Here is a 16,267-nt window from a genome sequence, read left to right as displayed (position 1 = left end):
GGGTCGTAACCATCCTTTGGTCTAGGGTGATTTTCCCTCGCGGATCTCCGCAGGCAGCTGTTCCCAGATGCGAATGAGCTGCCCGACGGACGTGGCCTGCATCTTCTTCGTCACGTTGCCACGGTGGAGCTTGACGGTGATCTCGCTGATGCCGAGATCGAACGCGATCTGTTTGTTGAGGCGGCCCCTTGCCACTTCGCGCATGACCTCGCGTTCGCGCGGCGTCAACTTCGCGTAACGATCGACGTGCAGCTTGATCTGCCGGGCGGCGGTCCGTAGCGAAATGTCCTTCTCGATTCCGGCCGTGACGGCGTCGAGCAGCGTCTGGTCCCGGACGGGCTTTGTAAGGAAGTCAATGGCTCCCGCCTTCATCGCCTGCACGGTCATTGCGATGTCGCCATGGCCGGTGAGGAAAATGATCGGTCGCGTGTGACCGTTCAAGCCGAGATGATGCTGAAGATCGAGGCCACTTGCGCCGGGCATGCGAACATCGAGGATCAGGCAGCCCGGCCGCTCCGGAAGATCGGCCTGCAACAGTTCCTGTGTCGATCCGAAGCAACATGCGTCGATTCCCACCGACAGCAGAAGTTCTCGAATTGCGAACCGGACGTCCTCGTCATCGTCCACGATCAGGACGAGTGGGCGATCCGTCTTGTCGGCAGCCATGCTCATGGGTAATCGGGGTAAGGTTGGTAGGGCGGATGAGCGGGCCAGTGCGGTGGTGGCAAGCATTGCTTAGTCTCCTAATCGCTACTGCCCCATTGCCTGTCGCGGTCGTTCAACTTGAGTCGATCGTTCGGGGCGTGTTCTAAACTCCGTACAAGTACGGCGTCTTTCCTAAAGCTGCCGTCCTTTGCCGGAACCTGCTCCAAGCGCGCAATCGTGATACTAAGGGCTGAGACGCCGCGAACGCGTGACCAGGTGATCAAGCAGGAAAATCATTGAATTTGCTCCGAAAATCGTCTTCCCGCGACTGCGCCGGTTGATGTCACAACAGCTTCGCGTTTTGCGAGCAAGCCTAGACGTTCGCTCGGCGATATCAGATAATCCGCCGCGACCTCGCGATACGATGATGACCTGCCTGGTCCAATTCCGCGCATGAGACCGAACCAGATGATACAGACGGGCGCCTTCGGGCAAAGGCTCGGGCAAATCCTGCATTTGAAGGATGCGCCGCCGTCGCTGATGACGCGGTCACTGCGCGGTGTGCAGCTCGCATTCACTGAAACCCGCAATGACAACCCCGTGCCGGGTCTTTCCGGTTCGTTCGCGCTTGAGGATGCTTTTCTCGTCAGCCTGAAACTTCACGATTTCCCGGACTGCGAACTCTGGGAGAATGGCAAGTGCGTGATGAAGGCGGATGTCCCGGCGGGGACGACATATCTGTACGATCTCAAGCGCGATCCCCGCTATGTGATCGACAAGCCATTCCACTCCCTGTTTTTCTATCTGCCGCGCTCCGCGCTCGACGGCCTCACCGAACAGTCCCGCACGCCGCGCGTCGGTGAGCTCGCCTGCGATCTTGGTGTCGCCCATGATGACGCGATCGTCCGTCACATCGGCGCGTCGCTGCAGGAAGGCTTGCGACGGCCGGGCGAGACCAATCAGCTTTTCGTGGATCACATGATGCTCGCCCTCACCGCACACGTCGCGCAGGCGTACGGCGGACTGCGTCCCGACGCCAAACCGACCCGCGGCGGTCTGGCGCCGTGGCAAATGAGGCGCGCCTGTGAAAGGATCGAGTCCGATCTTGGCGGGAAAATTTCATTGCAACAAATCGCGGCCGAGTTTGATCTGTCAGTCAGCCATTTTTCACGGGCTTTTCGCAGCTCCACCGGCCTGCCGCCGCACCAATGGCTGCTCCGCCAGCGGGTGAAGGCGGCCAAGCAGCTGATGACCGTCCCCGACCTGTCGCTGTCCGAGATTGCGATATCGGCCGGTTTTGCCAATCAGAGCCACTTTACGCGGGTGTTTTCGGCCGCGGTCGGCGTCAGCCCGGGAGCGTGGCGCCGCGAAGCGCAAAATGCCCCGGAAAGCGAGAATTGATCCGGGTCAATGCCGGGCGTAGCGGATCAGCGGCGCTTCCCCAGTGAGATGACGTAGGCGGCGCGGCGCGCCGCAAAGATCTCGTCGGGCGGATGAGCGATGCCTTCCGCGAGAGTTGCCGGATTGAAGATGGAGGCGTCGCACGCCTCGTCCGCTTCAACACCGGTGATGACGATCGTGCCCAGCCGCACCGTTTCGCGGGCATCCTCGTCCGGCCATCGCCTGGTCACGTCCATGACGGGATCGCCGGGGCGGTCGAGCAGCGCCATCACGTTGAGCCGGACATCGCCTTTGGCGATCCGGTTCTTGAGGTCGTCGTAAAGGAAATCGGCCGACTTCGGCCTCGCCTGATCCCCGGTCGGCGTGACGTCTGCGCCGACTGGCGCGACCTTGAACTTGATGAACCGCGTCTCGCCGTTCGAACTCGTCGCGGGAAAGGCGTGCACGCCCCAATAGGTCGTGCCGGCAAGACTACCGGGCAGCGGAAGCGCGGCGATGTAGTTGGCCTGATGCAGCGTTTCGGGGTTGGCGGCGGAGAATGCCTTGACCTTCTTCATGTTCGGCTTGCCGCCTGGTCCGGGCATGCGCACCTTGAGGTAGGCCAGCATCTGGTCGGGCGTCCTCGCAAAGTGCACCGGAGCGCTTTGCAGGAGCATGTCCGAGCGATGATCTTCGCCGCCGAGCCGGAAGCTGAAGCCGCGCAGCACGCGGTCATCGCCGCCGCCCACCGAGAAGCGCGCCAGCACGCGCGATGGCTTTGTGAAGCTTTGGGATCTCGTTATTTCCGACGCCCGGTCCGACGGAATATAGGTGCCGCGAACGCATCGGCCCTCGGCAAAGCTCGCGCGTGCCCTTGGCGGATGACCGGTTAGCGCGTTCAGGCCGTCGACGATCAACGCGGGTGTGGCCGCGCCGGCTGGGAACTGGACCACGGCGGGACCTTGGTTTTGAGCACTCGGAGCGCATTCTAGGCGCTATGCAAATCGGGCGTCTTTCCCAAAGCGACCATGTATTGTCCGATCCTGCGCCCCATCCCCACTGCACGGGCCAATTCACCCTAGACCAGGGGACTAGAAGCACGCACCCCTCGTAGGGTAGCGCAAACGGCTCCATGCGACGCATCCTCAGCGCCATCGCGTCAAGGAAATGGAGAGGACGATGCCCGTAATCGAGCGGCGGCAAGCAGCGGAGAAGCCTGTTTCATTGCCGGATCGGTGTCGAGATAAAGTCCTTTCACGCGGCTCCCTGCCGACTTCTCCGGCCGCGATCCTGCCCGACTTCATCGGCAGGAACCGCAAGTGCTTGGCCGGGCAGTCCGATGCGATCGACGATGGCAGGCTCGCCTATGCCACCAGCCATGCGACGGAGGCGGAGGAAAGCATCTCCGACGAGAGGCTTCTCAAGAGCGTTGCGGAAGGCGACAAAACAGCGATGCACATCATGTTCGCCCGTCACCGTGCCAGAGTGCTTCACTTCATCCAGCGGACGGTCCGCAATCCGGGCATTGCCGAGGATCTCGTCAGCCAGGTATTCCTCGATGTCTGGCGCTCCGCGAACAGGTTCGAATATCGCGCGCGGGTTTCCACGTGGCTGCTCTCGATTGCCCGTTTCAAGGCGATCAACTCGCTGCGAGAGCGCATTCATGAGAGCATCGATCAGGATGATGTGCACGGAATCGCAGATGAAGGTGACACGCCTGAAATCGCGCTTGATCGAAAGGAAACCAACGGCATTTTGCGCGCGTGCATCGCCAGACTATCGCCAGCCCATCGCGAAATCATCGACATGGTCTATGCGCGCGAGAATTCGCCCGCTGAAGTGAGCGAAATGCTCGATATTCCTCTTGCCACCGTGAAGAGCCGAATGTTTTACGCGCGCAAGCAACTTGCGAGCATGCTCGTGAACGCCGGTTTCGAGGTCCCAGCATCAACAAGGCGGGGAAAGCAAAGTCATCTCGCGGCTTGCATCTAGAGTCCGGGCACAGCTATCGGCAATCGCCCGGCCGGCCTCCTGCGACACGTTAAGGGAGGCAGGACCGAGCGGCGAACATGACGCGGCGACGCAGCAATTGCGGCCGGGAACGCTGCTATCGCGAGCAACCGCTCGGCAAAGCCGTTGACATTCCAGCGCATTGTCAAAATACTCGGCCATAATAAAGAAAAATCGATGGGAGGACACGATGCCCACTTCACGCAGAACACTGCTGAAGACTTCTGCGGCTGCGGCCGCCGCATTCAGCTTCGATTGGACACGTGCCCAGGCGCAAGCCGAAACGGTGCGCATCGGCCTGATCTACGACTTGACCGGCCCGTTTGCAGCCGGCGGATCGGTCGCCTCCTCGATCGGCGCGCAGATCGCCATCGATCTCGTCAATGAAAAGGGCGGCATCGGCGGCAAGTACAAGGTCGCCGCGGTCGCCGCCGATTCCCAGAGCAAGCCAGAAATCGCGATCAATGAGGCGGTGCGCCTGATCGACCAGGAGAAGATCGACATCATCAACGGCGTCTATGCGAGTTCGCATGCGGTGCCGCTCGCGGCCAAGGTCGAGCAGCAGAAAAAGATCCTCTGGATCACGACCGCGGTCTCGACCGCCGTGTTCAAGGACAAGAACCTGCAATATGTCTTCCGCGCCCAGATACATTCCGATCAGTATGGCCAGGCCTTCGCCGGCTTCATCGCCGAGCATGCGAAAGCAAAGCTTGGAATGGAGCCCAAGGACGTCAAGGTCGCGCTGATCCACGAGGACGGCCCCTATGGCGTCGGTGTTGCGGCCGCCGACGAGGCCTATTCCAAGGAAGCCGGCCTGCAGGTCGTGCTCCGCGAGGGTTATTCGGCGTCCGCCCCCGACCTCTCGGTGCTGGTGACCAAGCTCAAGCGTGCGAGGCCCGATGTGATCTCTCACGCGGGATACAACCCTGATATCACGCTGTTCCTGCGCCAGGCGCGCGAGAACGGCCTCAAGTTCAAGATGCTGTTCGGCGCCGGCGCGGGCTACAGCCAGCTCGACAAGCTGCGCGCCACCTTCGCCGCGGACATCGACAATTTCTGCAATATCGATCCGGTGCCTGCGCAATTGCTCGATCCGACCAAACTGGCGCCCGGCATCGGCGATCTCACCAAGACAATGATCACACGCTACAAAGAGAAGACCAACGCGACCGACGTGCCACCGCACTGCTCGATGGGCTTCAACCAGACCTGGATCCTGCTCAACAGCGTGCTGCCCGCCGCCAAGGACAAATACGGCGGCTTCAATCCCGATGCCATTCGCAAGGCCGCGCTCGACGTCGACATCCCGCCGGGCGGCACGATCCAGGGCTACGGCGTCAAATTCTTTCCGCCGGGCACGCCGCTCGCCGGTCAGAACGAGCGTTCGACCCCGGTCGTGATGCAGAATGCCGGGGAGCACATCTCGGTGGTTTGGCCGACCAATATCAGGACGCAGGACCCGGTGTTCCCGCTGCCGAAATCATCGGTCTACGCGTCGTAGCGCTTTCACCCCGTCCCCTTGTGGGAGAGGGTGGACGCGATGCGCAGCATCGCGGACGGGTGAGGGTCTCTCTCCGCGCGTGAGCCTCTCGCAACAGAATTTGCGGATCGAACCCCTCATCCGGCGCTTCGCGCCACCTTCTCCCACAAGGGGAGAAGGGAAGAAGCTCGTCGCTACAACGTCACTCTCCGGCCCTCTTCGGCGGCCCAATAGCCGGCGTAGTTGACCTTGATCGTCTCAAACGCCAGCGCGAGATCTGAGAGTGGCTGCCTCCCGGTCGCGACGCATTCCATGAAGTCCTGGACTTCCTGCAGGTAGCCGCGCGTCCATTCTTCCTCGAGGCACACATACTGCCAGCCGGTCTTGCGATCGACCTTTTCGGTGATGTAGACGCTGGCGAGTTTTTCCTCTGATGTCTGGTAGCTCATCATGTGCGTGTTCGGCGTGATGTTGGCGAACAGCGCGCCGCCGCTGGTGTAGGTTTCGATCAGGTTGCGCACGCCGCCGGCGATCATGTCGCCGGAAAAGATCGTCGCCTTGGTTCCGTCGGAGAAAGTCGCGGTGAGCGTGCCCCAATCCTCGACGTCGACCGGATTGGATTTGATGACGCCGCGTTCGTCCGGCCGCAGGCAGGCCGCGACGTTGCCGACGTCGCAGGTCACGCTGGCGACGCTGATCGTCTCACCCCGCGCTTTCGCCTCGACCTGCTTGAGATAAAGCACCGCCGAAAGCGGGTGGCATCCCATCCGGATCAGCGAACCGCCGCCGGTCATCGCCCATTGCGCGGCATGTGCCGCATGCGAGCCGCTGTGGCTCTCCTCGCCTTTCATGAACAGGATCTTGTCTTTGGTGGCACGGAGGATCTCCACGGTCTTGGTCACCGCGGGCGCGTAGATCCAGTCTTCCGCATACATGAAAAGTTTGCCGGTCTTCTCGATCGCCGCACGGGTGATTTCCATCTCTTCCAGCACGCGCCGATACATCAGCGCCTTGGACACGTGCTTACCGATCGGCGCCTTGTCATCTTCTCGCCCGAAATAGCCCGCGAACGGCTTCTCGCAGATCACGTGTTTGCCGGCCTGCATCGCCTCGACGATCATCGAGGCGTGCAAATTCGGCGGCGTGCAGATGTCGATGACATCGAGCTCGCCATCGGCGATCAAATCGCGAAAACTGCGATACGCCGCCGGAATCTGGTGCCGGCGGGCGAACTCAAGGACATGATCGCCCCGCGCCGCGACGGCCCGGACCTCGACATCCAGGCCATAGACGCGCTTGTACGCATACATATGCAGCTCGGACACAAAACCGCAGCCGGCCAGACCGACCCTGATCTTTGCCATGATACCTCCGAGAGTCATGTCTAGCCGGCAGTAATTCGGCTAGCTACCCTTCTTTGGCTCTTCGAAAGGGCACACCATCGTAAATTTAAGGGTCGGCTCAGCGTTGAGTGTGGTCCATTCTATTTTGACGTCGTGGAGCGTCGGATCAAGATCAGCAGCCTTTTTCACCATCACATCGATGATGATTTGAATCGGTGGCTCCGAATTAAAGCACTTTCGAATCGCGGCATCGGCTAAGTCGCACTTTGTCGCGGGAACCGCGGCATCGCTCGGCGAAAGCGGCAGCTTGTTGGGTTGCTTCGAGAGACTGTCTCGGGCCGCCTGCATCGATTCCTGCCAAAGCTCGTGGGTTTTTCCGGGCCATTTATCTTTTGGCGTCAGGATAGGCTGATAGTCACCCCACTTCATGGTGGCCAGATTAAACCCTGCATGCTCTTTCAGTTTCTTGACGCTGTCCGGCATAGCCTTGGTCGTATAGTTGACGTTCATGGCATAGATAAATTTCGGGTCCTGATAAAACCCGGCAAAAAAACTCTTCTCAGCCATTGTCACCTCCACTTTGTTTCACTGCCTCAAGAGGCCGTTTCACACCAGACGTAAATTGACGATGCTATCAAAGTTGACGCGCAGCTTTCAGTGCCGAACGGACTCGCCGTTCACCTTGGCCAGTAACGCCTCCGCCTTCGCGACGAGAGGCTTATGCTCAAGCCGCTCGGCAATGGCTATACAGTTCAGCAAGCATTGGCTTATTTGTTCCGGATCGGCCTCCGGCCGCATCGCGAACATCCTCCCTTCCGATAACCACGTTTCCGCTTCAAGACCTTCATACCCTTGCTGGCGAGCTCCAGCGCGAACGGATCTGACGTTTTCCAGCGCATCCGCTGACGCGTTCTGTGCAAGCGCCAGATAGTTGGGCGCCCGCAACATGACCGATGAATGACCGACCGCGTGTGCCTGGTCCCGTGCTTCCGTCAGAACGACCTTGGCCTCGTCGATCAGGCCGAGCTCCAGGTTTGCCATTCCGCAAAGGCAAGCGAGAATTGGGATGTAGAGTTTTGTTTCGTGCTCCTTGGCCAGCTTCAACGCCTTCTCAAGCTCGGCTCTTGCGCCCGCGAAATCGCCGCGGTTGAGCAGGATCGAGCCCGAGCAATAACCAACCGACACGCGATCGATGGGTCGCCCGGTACGATCGGCAATCGCGCGCGCATGACCTTGAACGACCTCTGCCTGGTCCCAGTCCCCCAACATACTCAGCACGACAGCCCACATCATGTAGCAAAGGATCGCCAAACCTTGCGGGGTGTTGCCGAGCGGAGCCCTGGGATCCGGCCCCGTCAGTTGCTGGCATGCTCGTGCGAACATTTTCTCCGCTTCACGGCACCGGCCCGCGACAAAATAAGCCTGGCCCAGGCCGAACTCCGCGTAGCTCAGCCATCCACGATCGCCGAGTTGCTCGGCCCTCCCGACGGCCTCCTCCCCGGCCTCGATCGCTTCGACGGGCGCGCCATAAAAATTGAGCGCTGCTGCGCGCACCGCCATGGTCGCAACCTTGCGCGCATGGTCCCCGATCGCCGCTGCGCGCGCATCGGCCTCCTTCGCCAGGCTCAGCCATTTGTCGACAACGCCAAAGGAAGAAAACGCCACGCGCGACTCGATCCGCAGATCGATGGCAAGCGTCTCGCGCTCGGCCGATAGCGGCGCCTTGTCGAGTGCGTCGATCGCAATCCCGAAATACTGCGCGCCCTCGGCCAGCGCCGAGCGATCAATGCATTTCCTGGCAATGTTGCGGGCGAACAGCGCGCTCTTTCGCCAGTCCTTTGCGCCTGTTGCGTGGTAGAGAAGAACGTCGGACTGGTCGTCCGGACGACCCGACGCTCCAGCCTCGATACTGGCGAGAATTCGCCGATGCAGTTTTTCGCGCGCCGCTTCCAGCATGGATTCATACGCTTCCTGGCGGATAAGTTCGTGCGGAAATTCGTAGACGTGGCTTGGCAACAAACTGACTTCGATCAGGAGTTCGGCGCGATCGAGCGCGGCCAGTTGAGACTGCAGCTGCTCGTCGGGCAGACCAGTTACCTCCTGCAAAATGCGGGCGGTTGCCTGTGTTCCGACCGCAGCCGCTGTTCGAAGCAGAATCTTTTCATCCCAGCTCAAACGATCAATGCGCGCGGCGATCATGCCTTGAATGGTCGCGGGCATGCCCAATCTATCCGGAGGGATGTCAACGCTGACGCTATCGTGGTGCCCGCCGAGAACGACCTGATCCGAAAGGCCGCGACACACCTCTTCGATAAAGAGCGGTACGTTGCCGGTATGCCGGAGGATCCGGTCCTTCAGGTCCGTCACCGACGGGGAATGCCCAAGGATATCGTCCAGCATCTCGCGACCAGCGTCGTCGTCCAGCGGACGCAACCACAGACTGACCGAGCTTCGTCGGCTGCGCAGCTCCGGCGTTCCGGTGGACCTGCTGGTGGTCACGATCAGCAATGGATGACGGGCGGTCAGCGATTCCAGGGATTCAATTGGCGCCGCACTCGCACTGTCGATCCAGTGCAAATCCTCGATCAGCAGCAGAACCCGCGAGTCCTGGGTTATGCGCTCAATGACGGCACGGCTTGCCTCTGCAATTGCGCGACCACGTTGCCTCGGCTCAAGCTTGCTCCAGTCCGGATCCGAAACCGGGAGGTCCAGCACGGCATCGATCGCCGCGTGCCAGATCGGCGGCAGACCGGCGAGTGGATCCTCGCCCGGGATCGGCTTGCCGGCCCGCAAATGGGGCGACAGGGCCGATTGCAGAACGTTCTTCAGCACGGCAAAGGGCGAGGCTTGCAAGGGCGGGCTGCATTCGGCCTCGATCACGCGCCATCCGGCCGCCCGCAACTCCTCCACAAACTCGTACACCAGACGCGATTTTCCGATGCCCGGATCGCCAAGCACGGAAACCATTTTCCCGTCTTTCGCGATTCCGTTGGCCACCGCTCTAAGAGACTTCATCTCAGAGTCTCTTCCGACGAACCGCCCGATGCTTCGAGCCTTGCGAACCTGCCAGGTTGAAAGCTGGTGAACCGCGACCACCCTGTACATCGGAATTGGGTTTGCGAAGCCCTTCAGAAGCCTTGGCTCCATCGTCTCGAAGTCGATGAACCCTTCGGATAGCAGCCGGCACGCTTCCGAGGCCATAATCTGTCCCGGTGGGGCGACAGCCTGCAGTCGTTCCGCCAGGTGCTGTGCTGATCCGCCGAATTCGTAGACGTGGGAGACGTCACTCGAAACGACATAGGCCAGCACGTAGGCGGAGTGCAGCCCCACGCGCACCTGGATGCTCGGGTCGCCAAGTTCTGCAACACGCCGGATCAGTTCGATCGCGGCGTGGCAGGCAAGGCGACTATGGTTATCGTCAGCGCTTGGGGCGCCAAACGCGGCCACCAATCCGTCCCCGAGCTCCTTGCTGACCGTGCCGCGAAATTGTCGAACCGCGGCCCGCATCGCTGACAGTGCGGGTTCGAGACGGGAGACGGCATGTTCGGGATCGAGGTCCGCAACAATAGCCGTCGAGCCGACGATATCCGCGCGCAGGATCGTTACGAATTTGAGTTCGGCCTTGGGTTCGCTAGAGGCCTGGAGATCTTCGGAAACGCCACCGCCGCCGTTGATGGTTACGCGTAGCGAGTCTCCGCAATAAGCGCAGAAACTGCTTTCCGGCCGATTGGATTTACCGCAGCTGTCGCATCGCTTTTGCAGCGCCCGAGCCCCGCAGGCCGCGCAGAACTTGTCCCGCTCATCCATTGCCGATCGGCACGCATCACAAAACATAATCGCGTCCTGACGGGATCAGTCGATTATTCAAGTAATTTCTTGTGTTTAGCCTTTTGCTGCCATTCGGAATGGTGACCCATTCCGCCCGCCTCTGCAAGGTTGTTATCCCCGATGAACCACCGGATTAAGACGGCCTTTTGTCTGCCCCGCGTCTGGATGCACCGATCGTCACTTTGCGGGGTCAAGCCTTAACCATGTCGGCTCATCGGAGCAGACCGGATGCTGGCAGCCCCGAAATCTCGGGGTACCCGGCGTCAAGCAGTCATACCGCCCGACGGAAAAAGCCTGACCTTTCATCCTTGCGGATGAGATGGACCGCCTGCTTCAACACCTGAACAGCAGTTGCGCGGCGATGTAGCAATGGACGTTGAGGCGCGACTTTGTTGGCTGCAATCCGACGCTGACAATGGCCCTCGACACCAAGGCAGATGCAAACAATCAGTGAGGAGAAGGCCTGCTCCCCCTAGAGGCCCGCATCGCGGACCACCGCGCTCCAATTGCGCGTCTCGTCGTCGATGAATTTGCCGAACTCCGCGGCCGTGCTGCTGTCCGTCGGCGATCCCCGGCTGCCGTCCGCGGCGGGAATGGGCGATCTCCCATGTCTGCGCCGGCGGCCGGCCAGCGCGGGCCAACGGTCGCGGCAGCGTCACTTCGGATAATCCCCCGAACGTAGGGTGCCAAAGGTTGCATCCGCGTTCCATTGTGGCTTGTGGCCGGGCGGGCTTTAGTTCTAACCTCGCAGCAAAAGCGCCATAGAGCGCGGACTGGGCGACAAGAACCAAACAAAGCGAGATCTTGGGAGGATCAATGAAACGCAGGACGCTTCTCGGCGGAACGATCGGCGCGGCCGTGCTTGGCCTAACTTTTGGGCTCACCTCAGCCGCACTCGCTCAGCAACCCCCGATCAAGATCGGCATGTCGATGGCGCAGACCGGCGGTCTCGCCGGCGGCGGCAAGGCCTCGCAGCTCGGCATCGAGATCTGGCGTGACGACGTCAACGCCAGGGGTGGCCTGCTCGGCCGCAAGGTCGAACTCGTCGTTTATGACGACAAGTCGAGCGCTTCGGAAACGCCGGCGATCTATTCCAAGCTTCTGGACGTCGACAAGGTCGATATCCTGTTCGCGCCCTACGCGACCGTGCCCACCGCGCCGCTAATGCCGCTGGTCAAACAGCGCGGCATGTTGCTGATGGGCAACTTCTCGTTCCAGGTGAACAGCAAGGTTGGCCACGACATGTGGTTCAACAATGCGCCATGGGGACCGGCCGACAGCTGGGCGGCGTCCTTCCTCGAACTCGGCCAGAAGGCCGGGGGCAAGACCATCGCGCTGCTCGCGGCCGACCAGGAATTCGCACAAAACCTGGCGCTGACCGCACGCGACGTCGCCAAGAAGATGAACATGCAGATCGTGTTCGACCAGGCCTATCCGCCGAACACGGTGGAATTCTCCTCGATCCTGCGTGCGCTCAAGGCTGCCAAGCCCGACATCGTCTATGTCGCATCCTATCCGCCGGATTCGGCCGGGATCCTGCGCGCCGTGAACGAAATCGGAATCGGCAACAACGTCAAGATCTTCGGCGGTGGCATGGTCGGACTGCAGTTCGGCGCGGTCATGGAAAACCTCGGCTCCCTGCTCAATGGCGTCGTCAACTACAACACCTGGCTGCCCGAACCGAGCATGCAGAACGAGGGGACCAAGGCGTTCTTCGAGACCTATACCAAGCGCGCCATCGAAGCCAAGGTCGATCCGCTCGGCTACTATCTGGCGCCGTTCGGCTACGCCAGCGGCCAGATGATCGAGCAGGCGATCAAGGCAGTGGGATCGCTCGATCAGAAGGCGCTCGCAAAGTATCTGCGCGAGAACGAGCACAAGACCATCGTCGGTCCGATCGCTTTCGCCGCGGACGGCGAGCGCAAGGAATCCGCAACGCTGCAAGCGCAGTTCCGTGGCGTCGTGGACAAGAATATGGATCAGTTCCGCAAGCCCGGCACCCAGGTGATCCTGTTCCCGGCGAAAATGAAATCCGGCGATCTCATCAGCCCGTTCGAGGCTGCCCGGAAATAACCATCGCGGCTGATCTCCGGACCATGGTGCGCTGACCCCGGTCGACGCACCAGCGCCCCGGGTAATTTGAGTGGGACAGGCAGGGCGTGCGCGAACCGGGGAAGCGGCGGCTCAGGAGCGGGTCAAGGGGGACCTTACGTGTTTTCATTTGAACTGCTGCTCGATGCAGTAGTGCTCGGGGTGCTGCTCGGCTGCTTCTACGCGGCGGTCAGCCTTGGGCTGTCAGTCGCGTTCGGCCTGCTCGACGTTCCCCACGTCGCGCACCCGGCCTTTCTTGTGCTCGCGTCCTACGCCGTCTATGTGCTCAATGAGTTTTATGGAATCGACCCGCTGCTGGCGGGACTGCTGATCACACCGTTCCTGTTCGTATTCGGTCTTGCCGCCTACCGCCTGTATTACGAGACATTCGAAAAACGCGGCAGCGACGCCGGCGTGCGCGGCATCGCGTTCTTCTTCGGCATCGCCTTCATCATCGAAGTCCTGATCATCCTGCAATTCGGCGTCGACCAGCGCTCGGTCACCGCGACCTATATCGGCAAGGCCTGGCGCATCGGCGATATGCGGATTCCCTACCGGCTGGTGGTCGCGTTCGCCGTCGCCACTTTGCTGACCACTCTGCTGGCGCTCTATCTGTCCAAGACCTTCATGGGACGCGCGATCCGCGCGGTCGCCCAGGACCAGGAGGCGCTGCGGCTGATGGGCGCCAACCCGATCCGGATCAAGCAATGGGCGTTCGGCATCGCCACCGCCGTGCTCGGCATTGCCGGCGCCCTGCTCATCATCGTAGCCCCCGTCGATCCGACGCTCGACCGCGCCTATATCGGGCGGACCTTCTGCGTCGTCGTCATGGCCGGGCTCGGCAGCATGACCGGCACGCTGGTTGCGGCCATCATCCTTGGCGTCGCCGAATCGATCGTGCTGACCCTGTTCGGCGCCTCCTGGGCGCCGGCCATTTCCTTCGCGATGCTGCTCGGTGTTCTCGCCGTGCGGCCGCAAGGCCTGTTCGGCAGGCGATCATGAAGCGCAACGGCATCTTTTTCTGGGTTGGCGCGGCGGTCTTTCTGATCGCCATTGCGCTGATGACAAAGCTCATCACCAACGAATACCCCTTCTTCGCCGGCTATGTGATCCTGCAATTCATCGTGCTCGCGGTGGCCTGGAGCATCCTCGGCGGCCATGCCGGCTATGTGAATTTCGGCACCAGCGCGTTCTTCGGCATGGGCGTCTACACCGCCGTGTTCCTGTTCAAGGTGGCCGGTGCGCCGCTCCTCGTGCAGATTGCGGCCGCTGCTGCCGTCGGCGCGCTGATGGGCTTTGCACTTGGCCTGCTGACCCTGCGCATGCAGGGCATCTTCTTCTCGATTGCGACGATCGCGCTGACCATCGTCATCGAGACCTCGATCACCAACTGGCGCTATGTCGGCGGCGCGGCCGGCATTCAATTACAGCGCCCGCCGGTGACGTGGCCGTTCTCGGGCTATGTCCAGATGCTGTTCTTTGTCCAGGCGGTGCTCGTGGTGCTGGCGGTTGTGGTCTCGCGCTACATCCAGAATTCGTGGATCGGCCGCGGCCTGCAGGCGCTGCGGGACGACGAACTCGCTGCAGAATGTACGGGTGTGCCGACCCTGCGGCTGAAAGTGCTGGCCTGCGTCGTCTCCGGCGCGCTGATGTGCGCGGCTGGCGCACCCGCCGCGATGTATCTGCAATACGCCGACCCCTCCTCCGCGTTCAATCTCAACTATTCGGTCTCGACGCTGGCGATGTCGTTGATCGGCGGCACCGCGCATTGGGCCGGCCCGATTGTCGGCGCCATCCTGCTGGGCACCACGCAGCAATTGCTGACCGTGACCATCTCGTCGGAAGTGAACGTGCTGGTGCTCGGCGTCATGCTGGTGCTGTTCGTGGTGGCCGCCCCCGAAGGGCTGATCGGCCTGCTGCGCCGGATTCGCCGCCACCGCAGGGAGGGCAAGCAATGACGCCCCCCGACACCAGCGCACCCCTGCTGCAGATATTAGGGCTCACAAAGCGCTTCGGCGGCTTCACCGCGCTCGACAATGTCAGCGTCGATATCCACCCCGGCGAGCGCTTCGGCCTGATCGGCCCGAACGGCTCGGGCAAGACGACGCTCATCAACTGCATCTCCGGCGCGTTCCGCACCGAGGCCCGCACGGTGGTGTTCCGCGGCGAGGACATCACGCAATTGCCGGCGCATGTCCGCACCCGCCGCGGCATCGCCCGCAGCTTCCAGATCCCGCGTCCGTTCAAGAGCATGACGGTGGTCGAGAACCTGATGGTGGCGCTTGATTTCGCGGTGGCCACGGATCCGCTGGTCTCGGCTGCGCACCGGCACGACACCGCGATGTCGATCCTGTCGGGCATGGGTCTCGCGTCCAAGGCCAATGCATCCGCCACAACGCTGAGCCAGGTCGAACTGCGCAAGATGGAGCTCGCCCGCGCGATGGCGACGCGGCCAAAGCTGCTGATATCGGACGAGGCGATGGCCGGGCTTTCGTCTTCGGAAGTCGACGAGGTGCTTGATCTCCTGATGAGCCTTGCGGACCAGGACATCACCGTCATCATGATCGAGCACATCATGCAGGCGGTGATGCGGTTTTCGCAGCGCGTGATGTGCCTCGACGCCGGCAAGATCATCGCGATCGGCGCGCCGAACGAAGTCATGGCCAACCAGCGGGTGCAGGAGGCCTATCTTGGCACTTAGCCTTGCGATCTCCGGCCTCGATGCCGGTTACGGCGCCGTCAAGGCGCTGCGCGGCGTCTCGCTCGATGTCGAGGCCGGTGAAACCGTCGCCCTGCTCGGCACCAACGGCAACGGCAAGAGCACGCTGATGAAGTGCGTCGCCGGGCTGGTGCGGCCGCAGCGCGGAACCATGCAGCTAACGATCGATGGCACCGCGCATGACCTGACCAAATTGTCGCCGGAAGCCATCGTCGATCTCGGCGTCGCGATGGTGCCGGAGGGGCGGCGGCTGTTTCCCAAACTGACGGTGCTGGAAAACCTGATGCTCGGCGCCTTCCGCAAGGCGGCCCGGCGCGACATCGACAAGAATCTGGCGCAGGCCTTCGAAACCTTTCCGGTGCTGAAGGACCTGAAGAAACAGCTTGCCGGCACCATGTCCGGCGGCCAGCAGCAGATGCTCGCGATCGCACGCGCGCTAATGTCCTCGCCGCGCCTGCTGTTGGTCGACGAGCCGTCCGTCGGATTATCTCCGCTGCTGGTATCGCAAACCATCACCAAGATCGGTGATCTCAATCAGCGCCTCGGCCTCACCGTGCTGATGGCCGAGCAGAACTTCAACCAGGCGATCCGCATCGCCAACCGCGGCTACATCATCGTCCACGGCGAGATCGTCGTCGCGGCCCGTTCCGTCGACGAACTGAAGGGTAACGACATCGTCAAACGGCTCTATCTCGGCGGCATAGCCTGATGGCGCAAGACGGCGCGCACGCGTCCTTGTAAAGTCGGCGACCTGACCGGAGAATTCAGCCG

13 protein-coding genes are annotated in these 16,267 nt (G+C 61.7%); 8 read left to right on the top strand and 5 right to left on the bottom strand.

The annotated features are described in order from the left end of the window. Positions 1 to 21: 21 nt before the first annotated feature. The gene (locus tag JQ609_RS01465; protein WP_409363419.1) at positions 22 to 732 is read right to left on the bottom strand and encodes a response regulator transcription factor; all 711 of its coding nucleotides are present in this window, start codon (positions 730 to 732) and stop codon (positions 22 to 24) included. Between the two features lie 381 nt (positions 733 to 1,113). Here JQ609_RS01465 and JQ609_RS01460 point away from each other — a divergent pair, with 381 nt between their 5' ends. Beyond that, positions 1,114 to 2,046: an AraC family transcriptional regulator gene (locus JQ609_RS01460; protein ID WP_212271743.1), complete on the top strand. Its 933-nt coding sequence runs from the start codon at positions 1,114 to 1,116 to the stop codon at positions 2,044 to 2,046. Between the two features lie 26 nt (positions 2,047 to 2,072). Here JQ609_RS01460 and JQ609_RS01455 read toward each other — a convergent pair whose 3' ends face one another. Further along, a complete protein-coding gene (locus JQ609_RS01455) occupies positions 2,073 to 2,978 on the bottom strand; it encodes a catalase (protein ID WP_212271742.1) in 906 nt (301 codons plus the stop codon). Between the two features lie 391 nt (positions 2,979 to 3,369). Here JQ609_RS01455 and JQ609_RS01450 point away from each other — a divergent pair, with 391 nt between their 5' ends. Then, on the top strand, positions 3,370 to 4,017 hold the full coding sequence (locus tag JQ609_RS01450) for a sigma-70 family RNA polymerase sigma factor (RefSeq protein ID WP_312014786.1): 648 nt from the start codon (positions 3,370 to 3,372) through the stop codon (positions 4,015 to 4,017). 208 nt (positions 4,018 to 4,225) lie between these two features. Continuing rightward, entirely contained in the window at positions 4,226 to 5,536 is a 1,311-nt protein-coding gene (locus JQ609_RS01445) for an ABC transporter substrate-binding protein (RefSeq protein WP_212210202.1), read from the top strand. Between the two features lie 173 nt (positions 5,537 to 5,709). On the opposite strand, the gene JQ609_RS01440 is transcribed toward JQ609_RS01445, so the two are convergent. The 3 genes from JQ609_RS01440 to JQ609_RS01430 form a co-directional block, all read right to left on the bottom strand. Next, positions 5,710 to 6,879, bottom strand: a complete 1,170-nt coding sequence (locus tag JQ609_RS01440; RefSeq protein WP_212271740.1) for a Gfo/Idh/MocA family protein — start codon at positions 6,877 to 6,879, stop codon at positions 5,710 to 5,712. A 39-nt stretch (positions 6,880 to 6,918) separates the two neighbouring features. Continuing rightward, the gene (locus JQ609_RS01435; RefSeq protein ID WP_212210200.1) at positions 6,919 to 7,425 is read right to left on the bottom strand and encodes a hypothetical protein; all 507 of its coding nucleotides are present in this window, start codon (positions 7,423 to 7,425) and stop codon (positions 6,919 to 6,921) included. A gap of 87 nt (positions 7,426 to 7,512) precedes the next feature. Continuing rightward, positions 7,513 to 10,692: an AAA family ATPase gene (locus JQ609_RS01430; RefSeq protein ID WP_212271739.1), complete on the bottom strand. Its 3,180-nt coding sequence runs from the start codon at positions 10,690 to 10,692 to the stop codon at positions 7,513 to 7,515. Between the two features lie 810 nt (positions 10,693 to 11,502). Here JQ609_RS01430 and JQ609_RS01425 point away from each other — a divergent pair. The 5 genes from JQ609_RS01425 to JQ609_RS01405 all read left to right on the top strand — a co-directional run bounded on the left by JQ609_RS01425 (position 11,503) and on the right by JQ609_RS01405 (position 16,205). Further along, positions 11,503 to 12,759 (top strand): amino acid ABC transporter substrate-binding protein, encoded by a 1,257-nt coding sequence (locus tag JQ609_RS01425; RefSeq protein WP_212210198.1) that lies wholly within the window; start codon positions 11,503 to 11,505, stop codon positions 12,757 to 12,759. Between the two features lie 138 nt (positions 12,760 to 12,897). Then, a complete protein-coding gene (locus JQ609_RS01420; protein WP_212033112.1) occupies positions 12,898 to 13,779 on the top strand; it encodes a branched-chain amino acid ABC transporter permease in 882 nt (293 codons plus the stop codon). After that, complete coding sequence (locus JQ609_RS01415; protein ID WP_212210197.1) at positions 13,776 to 14,735, top strand: branched-chain amino acid ABC transporter permease; 960 nt, start codon at positions 13,776 to 13,778, stop codon at positions 14,733 to 14,735. The genes JQ609_RS01420 and JQ609_RS01415 overlap by 4 nt, the downstream gene beginning before the upstream one ends. Next, on the top strand, positions 14,732 to 15,478 hold the full coding sequence (locus JQ609_RS01410; RefSeq protein WP_212271738.1) for an ABC transporter ATP-binding protein: 747 nt from the start codon (positions 14,732 to 14,734) through the stop codon (positions 15,476 to 15,478). The genes JQ609_RS01415 and JQ609_RS01410 overlap by 4 nt, the downstream gene beginning before the upstream one ends. Then, positions 15,468 to 16,205 carry an ABC transporter ATP-binding protein gene (locus JQ609_RS01405; protein WP_212271737.1) on the top strand — a complete coding sequence of 246 codons (738 nt, stop codon included), beginning with the start codon at positions 15,468 to 15,470 and terminating at the stop codon, positions 16,203 to 16,205. Before JQ609_RS01410 ends, JQ609_RS01405 begins: the two co-directional genes overlap by 11 nt. The last annotated feature ends 62 nt before the right edge of the window (positions 16,206 to 16,267 follow it).

The organism is Bradyrhizobium sp. AUGA SZCCT0169 (assembly GCF_018130085.1).
Lineage (GTDB): Bacteria > Pseudomonadota > Alphaproteobacteria > Rhizobiales > Xanthobacteraceae > Bradyrhizobium.
The sequence above is the reverse complement of the archived record's forward strand: the minus strand, read 5'-3'. Positions and strand labels throughout refer to the sequence as shown.